15 protein-coding genes are annotated in these 18,586 nt (G+C 41.3%); 14 read left to right on the plus strand and 1 reads right to left on the minus strand.

The genetic code is table 11. The features are described 5' to 3' along the window. The first annotated feature begins 52 nt into the window (after positions 1 to 52). The 4 genes from prmA to mtaB all read left to right on the plus strand — a co-directional run bounded on the left by prmA (position 53) and on the right by mtaB (position 3,940). Positions 53 to 1,030, plus strand: coding sequence for a 50S ribosomal protein L11 methyltransferase (gene prmA, locus AC1TPB_RS01155; RefSeq protein ID WP_482074812.1), 978 nt, complete (start codon positions 53 to 55; stop codon positions 1,028 to 1,030). Continuing rightward, complete coding sequence (locus AC1TPB_RS01160; protein WP_482074813.1) at positions 1,030 to 1,692, plus strand: site-2 protease family protein; 663 nt, start codon at positions 1,030 to 1,032, stop codon at positions 1,690 to 1,692. The genes prmA and AC1TPB_RS01160 overlap by 1 nt, the downstream gene beginning before the upstream one ends. Positions 1,693 to 1,788: 96 nt before the next feature. Beyond that, the gene (locus AC1TPB_RS01165; protein WP_482074814.1) at positions 1,789 to 2,571 is read left to right on the plus strand and encodes a 16S rRNA (uracil(1498)-N(3))-methyltransferase; all 783 of its coding nucleotides are present in this window, start codon (positions 1,789 to 1,791) and stop codon (positions 2,569 to 2,571) included. Positions 2,572 to 2,575: 4 nt separating this feature from the next. After that, positions 2,576 to 3,940 (plus strand): tRNA (N(6)-L-threonylcarbamoyladenosine(37)-C(2))-methylthiotransferase MtaB, encoded by a 1,365-nt coding sequence (gene mtaB / locus AC1TPB_RS01170; protein WP_482074815.1) that lies wholly within the window; start codon positions 2,576 to 2,578, stop codon positions 3,938 to 3,940. Between the two features lie 84 nt (positions 3,941 to 4,024). Here the strand turns inward: mtaB and AC1TPB_RS01175 are convergent, their stop codons facing one another. After that, the gene (locus tag AC1TPB_RS01175; protein WP_482074816.1) at positions 4,025 to 4,990 is read right to left on the minus strand and encodes a Na/Pi cotransporter family protein; all 966 of its coding nucleotides are present in this window, start codon (positions 4,988 to 4,990) and stop codon (positions 4,025 to 4,027) included. Positions 4,991 to 5,122: 132 nt separating this feature from the next. On the opposite strand from AC1TPB_RS01175, the gene AC1TPB_RS01180 reads away from it, so the two are divergent. From AC1TPB_RS01180 to floA, 10 genes are all read left to right on the plus strand, one after another. Beyond that, entirely contained in the window at positions 5,123 to 6,481 is a 1,359-nt protein-coding gene (locus tag AC1TPB_RS01180) for a class I SAM-dependent rRNA methyltransferase (RefSeq protein ID WP_482074817.1), read from the plus strand. 83 nt (positions 6,482 to 6,564) lie between these two features. Further along, a complete protein-coding gene (locus tag AC1TPB_RS01185) occupies positions 6,565 to 6,735 on the plus strand; it encodes a hypothetical protein (protein WP_482074818.1) in 171 nt (56 codons plus the stop codon). A gap of 74 nt (positions 6,736 to 6,809) precedes the next feature. Continuing rightward, positions 6,810 to 10,304, plus strand: a complete 3,495-nt coding sequence (gene addB, locus AC1TPB_RS01190; RefSeq protein ID WP_482074819.1) for a helicase-exonuclease AddAB subunit AddB — start codon at positions 6,810 to 6,812, stop codon at positions 10,302 to 10,304. 5 nt (positions 10,305 to 10,309) lie between these two features. Next, positions 10,310 to 14,152, plus strand: coding sequence for a helicase-exonuclease AddAB subunit AddA (gene addA / locus AC1TPB_RS01195; RefSeq protein ID WP_482074820.1), 3,843 nt, complete (start codon positions 10,310 to 10,312; stop codon positions 14,150 to 14,152). A gap of 33 nt (positions 14,153 to 14,185) precedes the next feature. Further along, complete coding sequence (locus AC1TPB_RS01200; RefSeq protein ID WP_482074821.1) at positions 14,186 to 14,821, plus strand: hypothetical protein; 636 nt, start codon at positions 14,186 to 14,188, stop codon at positions 14,819 to 14,821. 61 nt (positions 14,822 to 14,882) lie between these two features. Continuing rightward, complete coding sequence (locus tag AC1TPB_RS01205) at positions 14,883 to 15,227, plus strand: histidine triad nucleotide-binding protein (RefSeq protein WP_482074822.1); 345 nt, start codon at positions 14,883 to 14,885, stop codon at positions 15,225 to 15,227. Positions 15,228 to 15,332: 105 nt separating this feature from the next. Continuing rightward, positions 15,333 to 15,506 (plus strand): 30S ribosomal protein S21, encoded by a 174-nt coding sequence (gene rpsU, locus AC1TPB_RS01210; protein WP_482063317.1) that lies wholly within the window; start codon positions 15,333 to 15,335, stop codon positions 15,504 to 15,506. Positions 15,507 to 15,521: 15 nt separating this feature from the next. Then, a complete protein-coding gene (locus AC1TPB_RS01215) occupies positions 15,522 to 15,965 on the plus strand; it encodes a GatB/YqeY domain-containing protein (RefSeq protein ID WP_482063318.1) in 444 nt (147 codons plus the stop codon). A gap of 148 nt (positions 15,966 to 16,113) precedes the next feature. Beyond that, on the plus strand, positions 16,114 to 17,499 hold the full coding sequence (locus AC1TPB_RS01220; RefSeq protein ID WP_482074823.1) for an NfeD family protein: 1,386 nt from the start codon (positions 16,114 to 16,116) through the stop codon (positions 17,497 to 17,499). A 53-nt stretch (positions 17,500 to 17,552) separates the two neighbouring features. After that, on the plus strand, positions 17,553 to 18,545 hold the full coding sequence (gene floA, locus AC1TPB_RS01225; RefSeq protein WP_482075074.1) for a flotillin-like protein FloA: 993 nt from the start codon (positions 17,553 to 17,555) through the stop codon (positions 18,543 to 18,545). Positions 18,546 to 18,586 lie beyond the last annotated feature (41 nt).

Raw genomic sequence — 18,586 nt, forward strand, 5'->3', positions numbered from 1 at the left:
AATAGAGATTAGGCTTACTGTAATTTGCCGTAAAAAGATGGAGGTTTACATAATGAAATGGTATGAACTAACGATTGCAACAACTGAGGTTGCAACTGAAATGATATCGAATTTTTTGCATGAGCATGGTGCAGGCGGCGTCTCAATCGAAGAGTCTGAAAATATGAATAAACCTCGTGATACGAAGTATGGTGAGTGGTATGATCGTGCGCTTAATGATATTCCTGAAGGTGTAGCTATTCTAAAAGGCTACTTTACAGAAGAAATCGATATGGATCAGCTTATTGCAGACATCACACCTCGTGTAGAGGAACTTAGAGAATTTGGCATCGATCCTGGTAATGTCGAGTATAGCTACTTGGAAGTTGATGATGAGGATTGGGCTAATGCGTGGAAGGAATATTTCCACCCGATTAAAATTACAGATCGAATCACGATCAAGCCAACCTGGGAGCAGTATGAGGCTTCCGAAAATGAACTAATTATCGAGCTTGATCCAGGAATGGCCTTTGGAACGGGTACACATCCGACAACATCACTTTGCTTGAAAACACTTGAAGCCGTCATTAAAGGTGGAGAGGAAATGATTGATGTAGGAACGGGGTCAGGAGTGCTAGCTATTGGAGCGTTGAAGTTAGGTGTGAAAAATGTGCTAGCTCTAGACCTTGATCCAGTTGCCGTATCAAGTGCGATCGAAAATATTAGCTTGAACAATTTATCCGATCGTGCAGAGGTGAAGCTTAGTGATCTGCTAGGCGTACTTGAAAGTAAGGATAATACCGATGAATTAACAGTGAAACTACCGGTTGATCTTGTTGTAGCAAATATATTGGCAGAGATTATTATGTTATTTGTTGATGATGTATTTGCAGCGTTGAAACCGGGGGGGATTTATATTGCATCTGGTATTTGGAAAAACAAAGAAGAATTAGTGGAACAAGGATTAATTGCAGCAGGATTTGAAATTGCCGATAAACATCGCGATGAGGATTGGCTTGCTTTCGTTGCTCGTAAGCCACAGGTGAACTAATGAATTTTAGTAATTATCCGTTTGACGAACTTCCGTTTATCGTATTAGTTTTACTTATTGCATTTACTGTACATGAGTTCGCTCATGCATATACTGCTTATAAATTTGGTGATGACACGGCTTATCGTGAAGGGCGTGTCTCACTGAATCCAATGGTGCATTTGGATTGGTTTGGCTTCATATTAATTCTTATTGCTGGGTTTGGTTGGGCTAAGCCGGTACCTGTTAGAGCTAGTCGCTTCAAAAACCCTCGGGTCATGAGCGTTATCGTGTCACTAGTTGGACCGCTCAGTAACTTAATATTAGGTATTATTTCGATTATTGTTTATGTTGTTTTTATAAAAACAGGGTGGTTATTTGCAGGGTCTGAAGGCGTTACGAATGCAATTTCGTTATTTTTTTTGAAAATGATTCAATATAACTTTTTGCTATTCGTATTTAACTTAATTCCATTGCCACCACTTGATGGTTATCGAATTGTATCAGAATTTCTACCATTACGTACACGCTTCAAATTGGAACAGAATGCTCATTGGGGTTCAATTATATTTTTATTAATGGTATTTATACCACCTTTGAGAGCCGTTACCATTAGTCCTGTATTAATGCTAGGGGAGAACATGAGTGTTAATATATATATTTTCTTTATGTCTATTTTATAGAGGTTGTTCAAAAAAATGTGAACATGCACTTATAGATGTTTAGTAAATGAATGAACTGTGAGCATCGGTATATATATTGATTAAAGGATGAATGAAATGCAAAGATATTTTGTAAGTAAAGAGCAGTTCGTGGATAATGGCATTATCATTCAAGATGAAGATGCTCATCATATCATTCGTGTCATGCGGATGAAGGAAGGCGATCAAGTTATTGTAAGCGACGGACAGGAGCGAACGGTTCTAGCGGAAATTACAGAGCTTGAAGCAAAGCAGGTTCAGCTTACGGTTGTTGAGTCACTACCACTTGATGCAGAGGCAAAGTGGAAAGTTTCGATAGCACAAGGACTGCCGAAGGGCGACAAGATGGAATTGATTGTCCAGAAATGTACTGAAATAGGCGCATTTTCGTTTATTCCATTTGAATCTGAACGAGTCATTGTGCAATATGATCGTAAGAAAGAAGCCAAACGACTTGAGCGTTGGAGCAAAATTGCCAAAGAGGCAGCTGAGCAAGCGCATCGAAATAGCGTTCCGACGATTGCCGAGCCATTGAGCTGGAAGCAACTACTTAATAGTTTTGATTCATACGATCTTGTTCTATTCTGCTATGAAAAAGTAGATGGAGATGGTCAAGGTATTCATCTAAGAAATGTACTGCTACCATTCAAAGAGCAATGTATAGCCGATGGTATAAGTTCTCCGACTGTATTGCTGATTGCTGGTCCAGAAGGTGGATTTGCCCAGCGAGAGGCTAGTCAAGCTGAAAGTGCAGGAGCTAAGCTAGTAGGGTTAGGGAAAAGAATATTGCGTGCTGAAACAGCGGGAATAGTTGGACTATCCTGCGTACTATATGAATCAGGTGAGATGGGGGGCGTGTGACCTTATGTCAACGGTCGCATTTTATACGCTAGGCTGTAAAGTAAACTTTTACGATACAGAGGCAATTTGGCAAGTTTTTAAGGACAATAACTATGAGCAGGTTGAATTTGAATCAACCGCTGATGTATATCTGATTAATACTTGTACTGTAACGAATACTGGTGACAAAAAAAGTCGCCAAATCATTCGTCGTGCAGTTCGTCGTAATCCTGATGCAATTATTGCTGTTACAGGTTGCTATGCTCAAACTTCTCCAGCGGATATTATGGCGATCGAAGGCGTCGATCTTGTTATTGGTACACAAGATCGCGATAAAATAATGACGTATGTGAAGCAAATTCAAGAAGAGCGCCAGCCAGTTAATGCTGTCCGCAATATTATGAAAACTCGTCATTTTGAGGAGCTTGACGTGCCGAACTTTACGGAACGCACACGAGCATTTCTGAAAATACAAGAAGGCTGTAATAACTTCTGCACATTCTGCATTATTCCATGGTCACGTGGCTTGTCTCGTTCTCGTGAGGCCGGGACGGTTATCGAACAAGCGAAGCAATTAGTCGCTTCTGGTTATAAGGAAATCGTACTGACTGGCATCCATACTGGTGGGTACGGGGATGATATGGAAGATTACAATCTAACACGTCTACTATGGGATTTGGATAAAGTAGAAGGTTTGGAACGTATTCGTATTAGCTCCATTGAAGCTAGTCAGATTGACGATGAGATGATTGAAGTATTGAACAAATCAACAAAAATGTGCCGGCATCTACATATTCCACTTCAAGCGGGTGAGAATAGTGTCTTAAAGCGAATGCGTCGTAAATATACAACGGAGCAATTTGCAGATAAAGTGAGACGGTTGAAAGAAGCGATGCCTGGCGTTGCGATTACAACAGATATTATTGTTGGCTTCCCAGGTGAAACGGATGAGTCATTTGAAGAGGGCTATCGCTTTATGGAAGAGCTAGGTTTTTCCGAGATGCATGTATTCCCATATTCTAAGCGTACAGGAACTCCTGCTGCACGTATGACTGATCAGGTTGATGAAGAAGTGAAAAATGAGCGTGTCCATCGTCTCATTGAACTATCAGAAGAGATGCAATTGAAATATGCGCAGAAGTTTGTAGGGGAACTGTTAGACGTTATCCCTGAACGAGAGCATAAAGGCCATGAAGGTAGAGGTCTAATTAGCGGTCATTCTGATAACTATATTACTGTCGTATTTGAAGGATCAGAAGAACTTATCGGTCAAATTTGCCGCGTAAAAATAACTGAAGCAGGCGTGAACGAATGTAAAGGTCAGCTTGTTCGTGTGCTAGATAGTTACGTAAATGAGAATGATGCACATAAAATCGCTGCTCAGGCATAATAGATTAAGGATTTCTTATGGACTTCTTGAAGAGAAGGAATAAGGAATCCTTTCTTCTCTTTGTAGAGGTTGTTCAAAGTCCGCCTAGTCGAGGCGTTTGAACCATTTCAGATAACAAATCGGTAATGCGATGAATGAACAGATGATGTTGAATAACGTTTGTGCATGTGCGATCGCTGTTGCTATAGAGGTTGTCGTCCACATTACGGCAGTTGCAAGTATGTCGATAAATGGGAAGAATAGTAATGCTCCTCCTATATTAAGAACGAGATGCGCTATAGCGACGTATCGACCCCCTTTTGAACCGCCAAGTGAGGCGATGATCGCAGTTACACATGTACCTATATTACAACCTAGAACGATTGCAATACTTAGATCTAGCGGGAGTACACCAAGTGCGGCAATCCCCATAATCATACCGATGACAGCTGCTCCACTATGGATAAGTGCTGTTAGTACTGCGCCCGATAGTATGCCCCACCAAAGGGTAGTCTGCGCTTGTGCTAGAAACCAATGAAATAATTCTGAGCTTTGAATAACAGGTCCAATTCCTTGCATAACGGTTAATCCAAGCAGTAGCGTACCAAACCCGAATAATACAATGGAAAGTGATCGGATAAATTCGCTGCCTTTCCATTGATATAGTGAAGGTATAATGCGATACTCGACAAGTAGAACTGTGATCCCCCAAAGAATAAGTGCACCAATCATTAACGGTTTGGCAAGGTGATGAATATTTAGTCCTATTAACTCAGTCGTTAGGCATGTCCCGATATTAGTACCGAGAATAATGCCTAAAGTGCGTGAGAAGGGAAGTAATCTGCTATTAACGAAACCAATCGATAACACCGTTACGGCAGTGCTACTTTGTAAGAAGGCGCTACTTGCAGTGCCTAGCATAAGACCATGAAGTGGAGTACGAGTAGAACGCTCTAAAAGGCGTAGAAAAGTAGGTCCACCTAAGCGGAATAATGCTAATTCCATTAATTTCATCCCACACATAAAGATTGAAAAGCCTAAAACACTATGAAAGATTATGGCGCTTATCATGTCCCGTTTCCTTTCACTAACATATTGTCATTGATTTAACGTATGCGAAAAAGTAGACAAGCATGACAAGGTTGAGATAAAAGCAAAATGCAGCATTAATAACAATTTGTAAACACGAGAGGAACATATACAATGGCAAATGCAATTGTGAAATTAATTAAAGCACGTAAAAAGAGAATAGAAGAAGCTCATCCTTGGGTATATGCAAGTGAAATTGAACAAGTAGATCAGGAAGGTCTTGAACCTGGTAGCTTGGTAGATGTCGTTGCCCATAATGGGAAATATTTGGCGACAGGATATTGGAACCCTGCTTCACAAATTACAGTACGTATCGTTTCCTATGAATCTATTGAGACAATGGATCAAGCCTTTTTTGTAGAACGACTTACTCGTTGTAAAGTACACCGTGCTCGTTTTGTGAAGGATCAAGATTGTCGGTTAGTATATGGCGAGGCTGATTTCTTACCAGGTCTTATCGTCGACCGTTTCGAAAATGTATTAGTATTACAAATTTTGTCTTTAGGTATGGAAAAGCATAAGGAAGCACTGATCGCAGCTCTGATTGAAGTGTTTCAACCAAAGGGCATTTATGAGCGTAGCGATGTAAGTGTTCGTAAGCTTGAAGGATTAGAAGAGCGCACAGGTGTTATTTATGGTGAATGTCCTTCGATTGTTGAAATTAGTGAAAATGGTTTATTGATGGAAGTCGATATCGTTCAAGGTCAGAAAACCGGCTATTTCTTCGATCAACGTGAAAATCGTGCATCACTTGAGCCGTTAATGAAAGGCTGGGGAGATCGTAGTGGAATTGCGCTCTCAACGCTTGAGGATGGTCGTACTGCACCAGTTAATCGCAATGGAAAAGAAGTTACATTCCCCTATTGGGATGGTGCAACCGTATTAGAATGCTTTGCGCATACAGGAAGCTTCACATTGCATGCTTGCAAATATGGTGCCAAACAAGTCACTTGCTTAGATGTATCCGCACATGCGATTGATACGGCAAAGCGTAATGTTGAACGTAATGGTTTTACTGATCGTGTAGAATTCGTAGTTGCCGATGCATTTGAATATTTACGTACACAAGTTAAAGGGTTAGATGATCGCAAACAGCGTGCTAACGGCGGTGTTGATACATCGAAAAAGCTGGAAAATGAAGGACGTTCATGGGATGTAGTTATTCTTGATCCGCCAGCATTTGCAAAAACTCGTTCTGCAGTTGAAGGAGCAAAGCGTGGCTACAAAGATATTAACCTACAAGGACTTAAGCTTGTGAATGAAGGTGGCTATCTTGTAACAGCAAGCTGTTCATACCATATGCGACCCGAATTGTTCCTTGAAGCGATTCAAGAAGCGGCCAAAGATGCTGGTAAAGTACTGCGCCTCGTAGAATGGCGTGCAGCAGGCAAGGATCACCCACAAATTTTAGGCGTAACTGAAAGTCATTACTTGAAGTTTGCAATATTTGAAGTAACTTCAAAACGTAATTAATATAAAGGTTCAAAAAGATGAGATAATGAAACCCAGCAACGTATACGGTACGAGTACACAAGCGGCCACGCCCGAAGCTTCAAATGAAGGTTCAAAAAGTGGGCTTTCAGAATCGAGCAGGTGAAGCGCTACTTGAGAAAGGCGGAAGCGCAAGTGTACATGTTTGGTACACGCGAACCTACAATGTTTCTGCAAGAAACATACATCGGAAGCTTATGCCGTACTTTCCAAGTGCGCTTCACCTGCGATGCTGAGTATGCTACGTCAGAATACGCATCGTTATCAAAATCCGCTTTTTGAACTACCTATATAGGGAGGGGGAGAGAGAATGTCTATTAGATTCGTATTAGGCCGTGCAGGAAGCGGTAAAACACATTACTGCCTAGAACAAATAAGAAATGAATTAAAGAGCGACCCACTCGGTTCTCCCCTCATTTTACTTACGCCAGAGCAAGCTTCATTCCAAATGGAATATGAATTAATTGATCAAGGTGAACCTCAAGGGATGCTGCGAGCGCAGGCACTTAGCTTTCGCAGACTTGCGTTTCGAGTGATGCAGGAAACGGGTGGTACTGCACTTGTTCCGATTACAGAGACGGGTAAGCATATGCTTCTATACAAACTTGTTAATCGCTATGCCTCTGAGCTGCAATTATTCAAAAACAGCGAAGATCAAGCGGGCTTTATTGAGCGGCTAGTTAATATGATTACAGAGTGGAAGCGGTATGGCGTTTCAGCGGAGCAAGTGCAGCAATTAATTCAGACTGATCAATCTGATTACTCTCAGCTGCTGCAGAAAAAACTACATGATATGGGCTTGCTTTATGCGCATATGGAGCAAGAGCTTCTGCAAAAGTATGTGGATTCTGAAGATTACTTATCGTTTATGGTTCAAGGATTACCACATGCTAGCTCGCTCAAGGGCTGCCGTGTATGGGTAGATGGCTTCCATGGTCTAACGCCAACGGAATATGAAGCGCTTGGCGCGCTAATGGCTAATAGTGCCCATATGACGATCGCATTGACACTTGATCGTGAGTATGGCGTTGATGAACCAATTGATGAATTGAATTTATTCCATCAAACTGCGGAGACTTATCAAAGGATTACGCAATTAGCCGAGCAGTATGGGGTTGAAGTTGAAGAGTCGATCATTCTAGAACCTACTTCAGCTTCTAGATTTGGAAATGTAGAGTCACTTGCTTTTCTCGAGAAAAGTTACGGTACTCGCAAAGTATACCAACCATCGGAAACGCAGCAGAATGAAGGTATAGCTATTCAATTAGCAGCCTCGGCCAATCGACGTACTGAAATTGAAGAGATCGCTCGTCAACTATTAATTCAAGTCCATGAACATGGTTATCGTTGGCGCGATATGGCCGTATTAGTACGGAATCTAGAAGGCTATAGTGATTATATTGAACTTGTTTTCCGTCGTTACCAAATTCCATTCTTTATGGATCAGAAGCAGAAAACATTATATCATCCGTTTGTTGAATTTATTTCATCTGCTTTGGAAAACATCGTTCATGGTTGGCAATATGATGCGATGTTCCGTTGTATTAAGACGGAAATGTTATTTCCACAAGATGAATCGATCCCTCGTGAATGGTTTGATATATTAGAAAATTATGTACTCGCTTCCGGTATTAATGGCTGGAAATGGAATGATACGAACTACTGGAAGGCGTTAGCCACCGTATCACTCGATGAAGAAGAAGAGACGGCTTATCATATATCAGATAAAGCGCAACGTGAATTAGATATTTCAATAGCTGCTAGAGGATGTATTATGCCTCCACTTGAGCAGTTAGCCGAGAAGCTGGCACAAGCAAGTAATGTGCGGCAAATGTGTCAGGCGTTATATGAATTACTTGATTATGCACAAGTCGCGCAGCGGTTAGAGCGTTGGAGTGATGCAGAGCATGAACGTGGCAATTTGATGATGGCTCGTACACATCGCCAGCTTTGGGGTAATGTGATGGGGCTATTAGATGAACTCGTAGAGCTAGCAGGTGACGAACAAGTTTCAACGGAATTATTTGCCGGAATGATTCAAGCTGGATTAGATAGTCTACAGTTAGCATCTATACCGCCAGCAATGGATCAAGTTGTGATTGGCACGATGGAGAGAACTCGTCTATCGAATGTGAAGGCATGCTACATTATCGGAGCATCAGATGGTGTATTGCCGATGAGGATGCAAGAAGATGGCTTATTATCTGAGGCAGACCGTGAGCAATTAGCTACAGATGGACTTGCTATGGCACCTAGTTCTCGCCGTAAATTGCTTGATGAACGCTTCTTGATCTATCAAATATTAACGAGAGCCTCCTCTAAGTTATGGATAAGTTATCCGCTAGCAGACGAAGAGGGGAAAAGTATTCTACCTTCAGAAATTATTCGCCAAATGCGTTATCAGTTTCCGATGGTACATGTTCAGCATATTGCAATTGAACCTCATTTGACGATGAGTGAGCAAGACCAACTTGCCTTTCTAGCTCATCCAGATGCGGCAATGACATATCTAATCGTGATGCTGCGTGAATGGAAACAAGGGAAAAAGCTCCCTCAACTATGGTGGGATTTGTATAATTGGTATGCGATACGACCACAATATGCTCCCAAATTAGTAGCGTTGCTTCGTTCGCTACAGTTCCAAAACATTGAATTGCCCCTGCAAATAGAAACGGCTAGAGGGTTATATGGTGCACAAATGCGAATGAGTGTGTCGCGCGTAGAACGCTTCGTCTCATGTCCATTTCAGCATTTCTCGATCTATGGACTACGTCTCAAGGAACGGAAGCAGTATCGGCTAGAGGCGCCTGATATGGGGCAATTATTCCATGCTGCGCTCGGTAAACTTGCCAATCAACTCGGTAGTAGCTGGGGTAGAATGTCTCAAGATAAGGTGAAGCAAGAAGTTAGTCTTATCGTTGATCAGCTAGTACCTAGACTGCAATCGCAAATATTATTAAGTAGTGAGCGATTCCGATATATCGCACGTAAATTGAAAGAAATTGTGATGCAAGCTGCGATTATGCTTGGCGAACATGCGGGACGCGCAGAATTTAACCCTGTAGGTACGGAAGTTGATTTTGGACCAAATGGTAGCATGCCTTCCTTGCAAATAAAGCTTGATAACGGCAATGTATTAGAAATTGTCGGTCGCATTGACAGAATAGATGCCGCGCAGAGTGATCAAGGACTTTTGCTGCGTGTATTAGATTATAAATCTAGCAGTCAATCGTTGAAGCTAGATGAAGTCGTTCACGGTTTATCCCTGCAAATGTTAACTTATCTTGATGTATTGATGACGCATGGTGAAGGATGGCTGAAGCAGAAAGTATCACCAGCCGGAGTTCTATATTTCCATGTTCATAATCCACTACTACAAGTGAAAAATAGAATTAGCAGTGATGAAGCAAATGAGCTTATGTTGAAGCGCTATAAGATGAAGGGTTTATTGACTGCTGATACAACCGTTGTACGCATGATGGATAGTGAGCTAGAAACAGGTTATTCGCAAATTCTTCCTGTTGCGGTGAAGAAGGATGATAGCTTCTATAGTAGTGCATCGGTTGTTAGTCATGATCAATGGGATACGTTACGTGGATTTGTGAAAGGGAAGATCAAGAATATTGGACAAGACATTCAAGCTGGCGTCGTTTCTATTGAGCCTTATCAATTAGGAGATCGAACACCTTGTCAATTTTGCGACTATAAAGCAGTATGTCAGTTTGATCCAATGATTGAAGGAAATCATCATCGTAAATTAGCTAAAACGTCTGAGGATGAGATTTGGCGTGAGTTAGGGGAGTGACTGTAATGAGTGGACAATCATCGGCGAATGCACCTCGCTGGACAGATGAACAGTATGAAGCGATCGTGTCTGATGGATCTAATATATTAGTAGCTGCGGCGGCAGGTTCTGGAAAAACAGCCGTATTAGTGGAGCGGATTATTCGAAAAGTCGCTTCCAACACTGACGTCGATCGCTTACTTGTTGCTACGTTTACTCACGCGGCAGCAGCAGAGATGAAAGATCGTCTGAAAATTGCATTGGAGAAGAAATTGGAGGAAGAACCCGATTCTGATCATTTGCGCAAGCAGCTGGCATTGATGGGGAAATCGTCCATTACAACGCTCCATTCCTTTTGTATGGAAGTGATTCGCAAATATTATTCATTGATTGATCTTGATCCCGGCTTTCGGATTGCCAACGAGACGGAAATTGAATTAATTCGTGCTGATGTGATGAATGAGCTATTTGAGCAGCGTTATAGTGATGTGGATGGAGCGGGAGGTGGAGATTTTCTTAGGCTAGTTAATAGCTATGGTGGAGAGAAAGGTGATGATCCACTATTTCAGCTTGTGGAACGGCTTTATCTATTCTCGCGATCGCATCCGTGGCCAGCTCAGTGGCTTAACGATACACTTAAGCCTTATCACATTTCGAGTATCGATGAGCTAGAACAAAGTGTATGGGTGCAACAAATTACGGATGATGTGCATTTGAAGCTTGAAGGAGCGATAAGTGCTTTCGAGCAAGCACTATCATTAACAAAGCTACCAGCAGGTCCGTATGCGTATGCCTCAACTTTCGAAGCTGATATTGAAGTGATCACAGCATTGCAACATCAATTGCAACAGCTGCCTTGGCGAGAATGGGCTGATCTATTCGCTAACGTTCAATTTGCAAAATTAGCACCGTTGCGCGGGAAAGATCATGATAAAGATTTGCAAGATCGCGCCAAAAATTATCGTGAGCAAGGGAAAGATACAGTTCAATCGATTGCCAGCGATTACTTTGGAAGAAGCGCAGAGCAATTTCTAGAAGAGTTAACGGAGCTTGCTCCGCTAATGAAAGCATTGGTAGCGCTCATTCATGACTTTAGTTCGGCATTTGAAGCGACGAAACGTGCAAAAGGATTGCTTGATTTTGGTGATCTAGAGCATTACAGTCTAGCTATTTTATTAGATAAAGCGTCAACTTCAGAACGTCTCATTCCATCAGAAGCGGCAAAGGATTATCAGCAGCAATTTGATGAGATATTGTTGGACGAATATCAAGATACGAATATGGTACAGGAAACCATTGTACGACTAATTGCTAATCAGCACATAGGAAATCGCTTTATGGTTGGCGATGTGAAGCAAAGTATATATCGTTTTCGCTTGGCAGAGCCTAAGTTGTTTCTAGAGAAATATAAGAAGTATAGCGCGGAATCAGCCTCTACTACTGAGGGTGGAAAACGCATTGATCTTGCTCGTAATTTCCGTAGTCGCTCACAAGTTGTTGATGCAGTGAACGAAGTATTTCGAGCGATAATGAAAGAAAAAGTAGCTGAGATGGAATATGATCATCGTGCAGAGCTTGTGCACGGTGCTACTTATTATGAAGCTCCAATATCAATGGAGCAATGCAAAGTTCAGCTTACAATCATTGATCGTGGAGAGCGTGTTGCCGAGGAACAATCGAGTGAGCAAGATGAGCGATCGGATAGTTCTACTGCTGAGCAGGTAGAAGAATTGAATGTTGCACAACTAGAAGCACGCTATATCGCGCAACAATTATTAGCGCTGCGAGAACAACAAAGTATGGTTTTCGATAGTAAATTAGCATCTTATCGTCCTATGAAATGGCGCGATACCGTGATACTATTGCGCGCCACTTCAGCATGGGCGCCCGTCTTTCTTGAAGAGTTACAATTAGCAGGGATACCTGCCTACTCTAGTATTGGAAGTGGCTATTTCGAAGCGATTGAAGTACAGACGATGTTATCTTGCTTACAAGTTATTGATAATCCCTATCAAGATATACCACTAGCAGCAACTTTACGTTCACCGTTATTCAGTCTAACCGCTGAACAATTATCGCAAATTCGAATTCTTTCCATGGAACGGAATTTCTATGACGCGATTATCCATGCAGCTGGAAGTGATAACTATGAACTAGAAGGTCGTCAGAAGTTGTCTTTCTTCTTACATAAGCTTGAGCAATGGCGTAATCGTGCACGCGAGGGCTCGCTATCTGATCTGCTTTGGTTGATCTATGAAGAAACAGGATACTATGATTTTGTAGGCGGTCTTCCAGCCGGAGTGCAACGGCAAGCGAATTTACGAGCACTACATGACAGAGCACGCCAATATGAGGCTACTTCATTCCGAGGGCTGTTCCGTTTCTTGAAATTCATTGAGCGGATGCGTGCGAATGGTAATGATCTTGGTACTGCACTGGCAATTGGTGAACAAGAAGATGTTGTAAAGATTATGACGACACATGCAAGCAAAGGACTGGAATTTCCGATTGTGTTCGTTGCAGGTCTAGGTAAAAAATTCAATGAACAAGATTTGAATGCTTCATTTCTCTACCATAAGGAATTAGGCTTCGGTCCGAAATATGTTGATTCTACAATGCGCATTAGCTATCCATCATTGCCCTATTATGCGATTCGACGTTCAATGAAAATGGAATTGTTAGCTGAAGAAATGCGCATATTGTATGTGGCTTTGACGAGACCGAAAGAAAAGTTGTACTTGCTTGGGACAAGTGGTAGATTACCGAAGCAACTACCGAAATGGAGCTCATCACTAGCTACTGACGGCACATTACAACAATCTAGTATTGCTGCCGCATCTTGCTACTTAGACTGGATTGCACCGCTAGTTGCATCAGAATTGCAATTATCCGCAGACGAGCCAATGAAAGGGCCAGTCGTTAGTCCTCTAGACTGGATCGTATCTATTGTGGGTGCTGAGTCACTTATTATAATGGACGATGCTGAAGCTGAGACAGCTTCAGATGATGAGCTTGTAAGAACAGAGAGAATGACTGCCCTGCAAGTGTTAGCTCAGTTAGATGATGTTGTTGAAGATCAGCAATTGCGTGCTCAGTTGGATCGAGAATATGCTTATATCGGGGCGACGACGATTGGCTCGAAGGCATCGATTACAGAGATGAAGCGACTTCAGGCTGCCTTTGCAGAGCAAGCGGAAACGTTCTATGAAGCAGGTAACGGTATAGTTAAAGATGGAACTAGCGATGGAACTAGTAATGAAAATGGTGCCGGAGAACATACTGGAGCTACTATAGCAAAAGAGTATACACTACATCTTGAACGACCATCTTTTATGGAAGCCAAAAAGATTACAGCTTCAGAAAAAGGTTCAATCAATCATTTGATGATGCAGCATATTCCGTTGACATTGAATATAGATGAACAAGTAATTAAGCAAAGTATAGAGCGAATGTTACATTTGCAAATTATTACGATGACCCAAGCTCAAGTTATTAACATAAAGGCAATTGCAGAGCTATTTCAAACGGAGCTAGGCTATCGTATGCAGCATGCTACTTGGCTGAAACGAGAGCTTCCATTCAGCTTTATGTTGCCTGCACACGAAGTTCATCGTAATATGGATGTAACGATAGTTAACGAAAAAGTATTTATCCAAGGTATTATTGACTGTATATTTGAAGATGAACGTGGTCTAGTATTAGTCGATTATAAGACGGATCGCATATTTAATGGAAATTGGGCAGAGCAGGCAGAAGTACATCGTTTCCAATTAGAAATGTATGCTCGTGGCTTAGAGATGATTTTGAATCGTAAAGTTGATGAGATTTATCTGTTCTTCTTCGACGGGGGCCAAGCTATACAATTATAGTATTAAGTATTCACAGTAATCGGAGGGAAAAAAGTGAGTCAACAGATTTCAGAAAAGCAGGTTGAACCAACAGGGAAAAAGCCAATTGCATTGGCAGTAACGTTAGTTCTGTTAGTAGTTTGTGCAATGCTTACTGTTTTGTTTGCAACAAAAAATATGAGTTATGGTCAAGATCAAAAAGTCGAAACTGGCAAACATATTTTTGCTCATTTAGCTACGATCAATGAGAAAAACACACTGCTGCTTCAGTACAATTACGACATTGTAGATTTTTCATCAGAAGATTATAAGCTGGCAAGATTAACGGCAGAACATGCTATTCCGCTAGTGGTTGAAGTGAAACAAGAACTGTCTCAATTAATTGCAATTGCTCATGATTATGAAAAAGCTGCTTTTACTGCTCAAGCTACAGAGGAGCTTCAATGGATGACATTAACTGAACAGCATCTACGATCGATTTCGAATCAAGAAGGTGAGCTTACGCAAGCGGAGCTTGATGAATTGAATGCGATAATTGATGGATCTGAACTTTTATTTCGAATTATAAAAAGCTTTAACTTTAATGTTGAAGGCAACAAAAATGCGATGATCAGATTAGCTAACGGTTTTGATTGGATTGAGCAAGTCCAGGCGATCGAGCAATATGTCAATGTTGAAGCAGTACAATAAAATCAACTAAACTAGATGTATAGGTTACATAATGATAACCGACAATAAGGAGGGAAAAACAATGGATTGTTTATTTTGTGAAATTATAGAAGGTACGATTCCTTCGACTAAAGTATATGAAAATGAGCATGTACTTGCGTTCAGAGACATTTCGCCGGTAGCACCTACCCATATTTTAATCATTCCGAAGAAGCATATTGCTACGATGAATGATGTCTCGCGCGAGGATGATCTAGCTGTTGCTGAGATTTTTGCAGCTGCTCGTCATATTGCAGAAACTGAAGGTTATGCCGAGGCTGGATATCGTCTAATTAACAATGTTAACGCTGATGGTGGGCAGGTTGTATACCATTTACATTTCCATCTATTAGCTGGAAAAATGATGGGTCCTTTATTAGCAGAATAAGTTCTGATTAAGAAGTTGACATAGCCTTGTTTTTTAACGTATAATTAAGGTTGATAAACCGTGTAATAAACTCTGGACGGTCTGTTTCGGAGGGAGGGATAACTGGTGTCTGAAATTAAAGTTCGTAAAAACGAAACTATTGATGCTGCGCTTCGTCGCTTTAAGCGTTCCACTGCAAAAGATGGTATCTTGGCAGAGGTTAAGAAACGTAAGCACTATGAAAAGCCAAGCGTAAAGCGTAAGAATAAGTCTGAGGCTGCGCGCAAGAGAAAGTTTTAGGAGGATCCTTCCATAATGAACCTGAGCGATAGATTGATCGATGATATGAAACAAGCAATGAAAAGTCAGGACAAGTTGAGACTCAGTACAATTCGTATGATGCGTGCATCTGTTAAAAACTTGGAGATTGATCTAAAACGTCCGTTGGACGATAGTGAAGTGCTTGATGTATTGAGTCGTGAGATCAAACAACGTAAAGATTCCCTCCAAGAATTTGAGAAAGCTGGTCGTGATGACCTTGTCGTAAATCTTGCAACAGAAATTGATATTATTAGTAAATACCTTCCCGAACAGCTAACTGAAGAAGAGATTCAAGAGATAGTAAGGCAGACCATCCAAGAACTCGGTGCTTCTTCGAAAGCCGACATGGGAAAAGTGATGGGCGCCCTTATGCCAAAAACTAAAGGACGCGCTGACGGTAGACTAGTAAATAATGCAGTGCAACAATTTCTGCAATAGAATACGTGCGGACTCAAAAACACCCCTTTTGGGGTGTTTTTTTTACTCGTAATAACAAGCCAACTTTATATGAACAATGTGTTATAATAGATGAAACATTTAACTAAGATAGACGTATATAGAAGAGTGGTAAAAGAGGAGGGAAAGTATGTCTAGCAAATTTTTTACTCATCGCTTCCGTGAACTGCTTACTGTTTTTGTTATATGTTTATTTGCGACATTACTTGTTGCGGGATTAATTGTCCCAACTGTGGCTCAGGCGCAGGTCAAATCCGCGGGTCCAGCAGTATATGAAATACCTCTGAAAGGAAAAGTAGACCAAAGTATGGTTTCTTTTCTTGAAAGAGCTTTCAGCGATGCTGATGAAGCTCGTGCGAGTCATATCGTTATCGTCCTTAATACATATGGGGGACGTGTCGATTCCGCAAGTGAAATAGGCGAGTTATTACGAGCGCAGCAAATTCCTATTACTGTATTTGTCGAAGGGAAAGCAGTTTCAGCCGGTACTTATATTGCGCTGAATGCTGATTACATCGCGATGCAATCAGGAAGTACGATTGGTTCAGCAGCAGTTGTCGATGGCAGTGGTGCATTAATCGATAATCCCAAAACAATTAGTTTCTGGGTAGATCAGATGCAAGAAGCAGCAAGACTTCATGGTCGCGATGTCAAAGTTGCAGCAGCGATGGTCGATCCTCGATTTGAAATCGATTTATCAGACACATTAGGAAAAGTTAAGTCTGTAGGCGATGTCATTGCAATATCAGCAAGTGAAGCATTGCGAATTGGATATTCTGATTTCAATGCGGAGAATGTTGCTGATGTACTGAGTTTTCATGACCTTGCCGGTCGCGATATTATAACGATGGCGCCGAGTGCAGCTGAAAATGTGGCGAGTTTTCTTGTTAATCCTATTGTATCCACGATATTATTAATATTAGGTTTTGCCGGTCTAGCCATTGAATTATTCGTGCCTGGCTTTGGATTACCTGGTATTCTAGGAGCGATTAGTATGGGTTTATTCTTCTTTGGTTCATTCGTGTCAGGATTTGCAGGAATGGAAACAGTCGTACTCTTTATTATTGGTATTATTTTGGTTATTTTAGAATTAATAGTTCCGGCTTTTGGTATACTGGGATTATTGGGAGGAGGAGCTATTATCGCAGGCATATTACTTGCTTCACCGGATTGGAAGTCTGGACTTACATCCATCGTTATTGCATTAGTGATTGCTATTATTTTAGTCGTTATTGTTTCACGTACGAAAAAAGGTCGAGGGGTTTGGAATAAATTCGTTCTACGTGAGAAACTTACAACAGAAGAAGGATTTATATCTGCAGACTCGAAAGATTCACTATTAGGATTACAAGGCATTACGGCAACCCCACTTCGACCAGCAGGAGCAGCATTCATCGGCAATGAACGCGTTGACGTTGTAACTGAAGGTGGATTCGTAGAGTTGAATCGACCAGTCGTTGTTATAAAGGCTGAAGGTACATGGGTAGTGGTTAGAGAAGTGAAGGAAAACGTTTAAGTTGATTACAAATTGAGAGGAATGATTGGATGTTAGGTTTAGACTCAGGATTGATGGCGATATTTGGATTAGATCCAGGTTTAGTAGCAGTGATTTTTGTAATATTGGCAGTTATTGTAATAAGTGTGTTATTAAGTTTCTTCCCGATTATGCTGTGGATTTCAGCACTTGCTTCTGGCGTTAAAGTAGGAATTATTACACTATTTGCGATGAGATTACGTCGCGTAGTTCCTAGTCGTATCGTAAACCCATTAATTAAAGCTACAAAAGCAGGACTTGGTTTATCAATCAATCAGCTGGAAAGTCATTTTCTAGCAGGTGGTAACGTAGACAGAGTAGTTAATGCATTGATTGCAGCACAGCGTGCAAATATCCCATTGCCATTTGAACGTGCAGCAGCTATTGATTTGGCTGGTCGTGACGTACTACAAGCAGTACAGATGAGTGTTAACCCGAAAGTTATTGAAACTCCAATTGTTTCAGCAGTAGCGAAAGACGGTATCGAAGTTAAAGTTAGAGCGCGCGTAACTGTTCGTGCAAACATTGAACGTTTAGTCGGTGGTGCTGGTGAAGATACCATTATCGCTCGTATTGGTGAAGGTATTGTCTCCACAGTCGGGGGCTCAACCTCACATAAAGATGTTCTAGAAAACCCAGATAAGATTTCCCGTACCGTTCTTGAAAAAGGTCTTGATGCGGGTACGGCGTTTGAAATTCTGTCGATTGATATCGCAGACGTAGATGTCGGTAAAAATATTGGTGCACATCTTCAAACGGAACAAGCTGAAGCGGATAAAAAGATCGCTCAAGCAAAAGCTGAAGAACGTCGTGCAATGGCTGTTGCCCAAGAACAAGAAAACAAAGCTAAAGTTGTTGAGATGGAAGCTCGCGTAGTTGAATCTGAATCTCAAGTACCGTTAGCGATGGCAGAAGCATTGCGTAATGGAAAAATTGGTGTTATGGATTATTTGAATTTGAAAAACATTGAAGCTGATACATCTATGCGTACATCACTTAGTGATTCTACTGATCCGAAAAATAAATAAGGCTAATTCTTATCTCAAACGTTCACAAAATGTGTAACATA

The organism is Paenibacillus sp. Y951 (genome assembly GCF_056786395.1).

Excerpts from the sequence above, each read along its gene's own strand:
- prmA (WP_482074812.1), top strand. The coding sequence starts at position 53 with ATGAAATGGTATGAACTAACGATTGCAACAACTGAGGTTGCAACTGAA.
- AC1TPB_RS01160 (WP_482074813.1), top strand. The coding sequence starts at position 1,030 with ATGAATTTTAGTAATTATCCGTTTGACGAACTTCCGTTTATCGTATTA.
- AC1TPB_RS01165 (WP_482074814.1), top strand. The coding sequence starts at position 1,789 with ATGCAAAGATATTTTGTAAGTAAAGAGCAGTTCGTGGATAATGGCATT.
- mtaB (WP_482074815.1), top strand. The coding sequence starts at position 2,576 with ATGTCAACGGTCGCATTTTATACGCTAGGCTGTAAAGTAAACTTTTAC.
- AC1TPB_RS01175 (WP_482074816.1), bottom strand. The coding sequence starts at position 4,990 with ATGATAAGCGCCATAATCTTTCATAGTGTTTTAGGCTTTTCAATCTTT.
- AC1TPB_RS01180 (WP_482074817.1), top strand. The coding sequence starts at position 5,123 with ATGGCAAATGCAATTGTGAAATTAATTAAAGCACGTAAAAAGAGAATA.
- AC1TPB_RS01185 (WP_482074818.1), top strand. The coding sequence starts at position 6,565 with ATGAAGGTTCAAAAAGTGGGCTTTCAGAATCGAGCAGGTGAAGCGCTA.
- addB (WP_482074819.1), top strand. The coding sequence starts at position 6,810 with ATGTCTATTAGATTCGTATTAGGCCGTGCAGGAAGCGGTAAAACACAT.
- addA (WP_482074820.1), top strand. The coding sequence starts at position 10,310 with ATGAGTGGACAATCATCGGCGAATGCACCTCGCTGGACAGATGAACAG.
- AC1TPB_RS01205 (WP_482074822.1), top strand. The coding sequence starts at position 14,883 with ATGGATTGTTTATTTTGTGAAATTATAGAAGGTACGATTCCTTCGACT.
- AC1TPB_RS01215 (WP_482063318.1), top strand. The coding sequence starts at position 15,522 with ATGAACCTGAGCGATAGATTGATCGATGATATGAAACAAGCAATGAAA.
- AC1TPB_RS01220 (WP_482074823.1), top strand. The coding sequence starts at position 16,114 with ATGTCTAGCAAATTTTTTACTCATCGCTTCCGTGAACTGCTTACTGTT.
- floA (WP_482075074.1), top strand. The coding sequence starts at position 17,553 with ATGGCGATATTTGGATTAGATCCAGGTTTAGTAGCAGTGATTTTTGTA.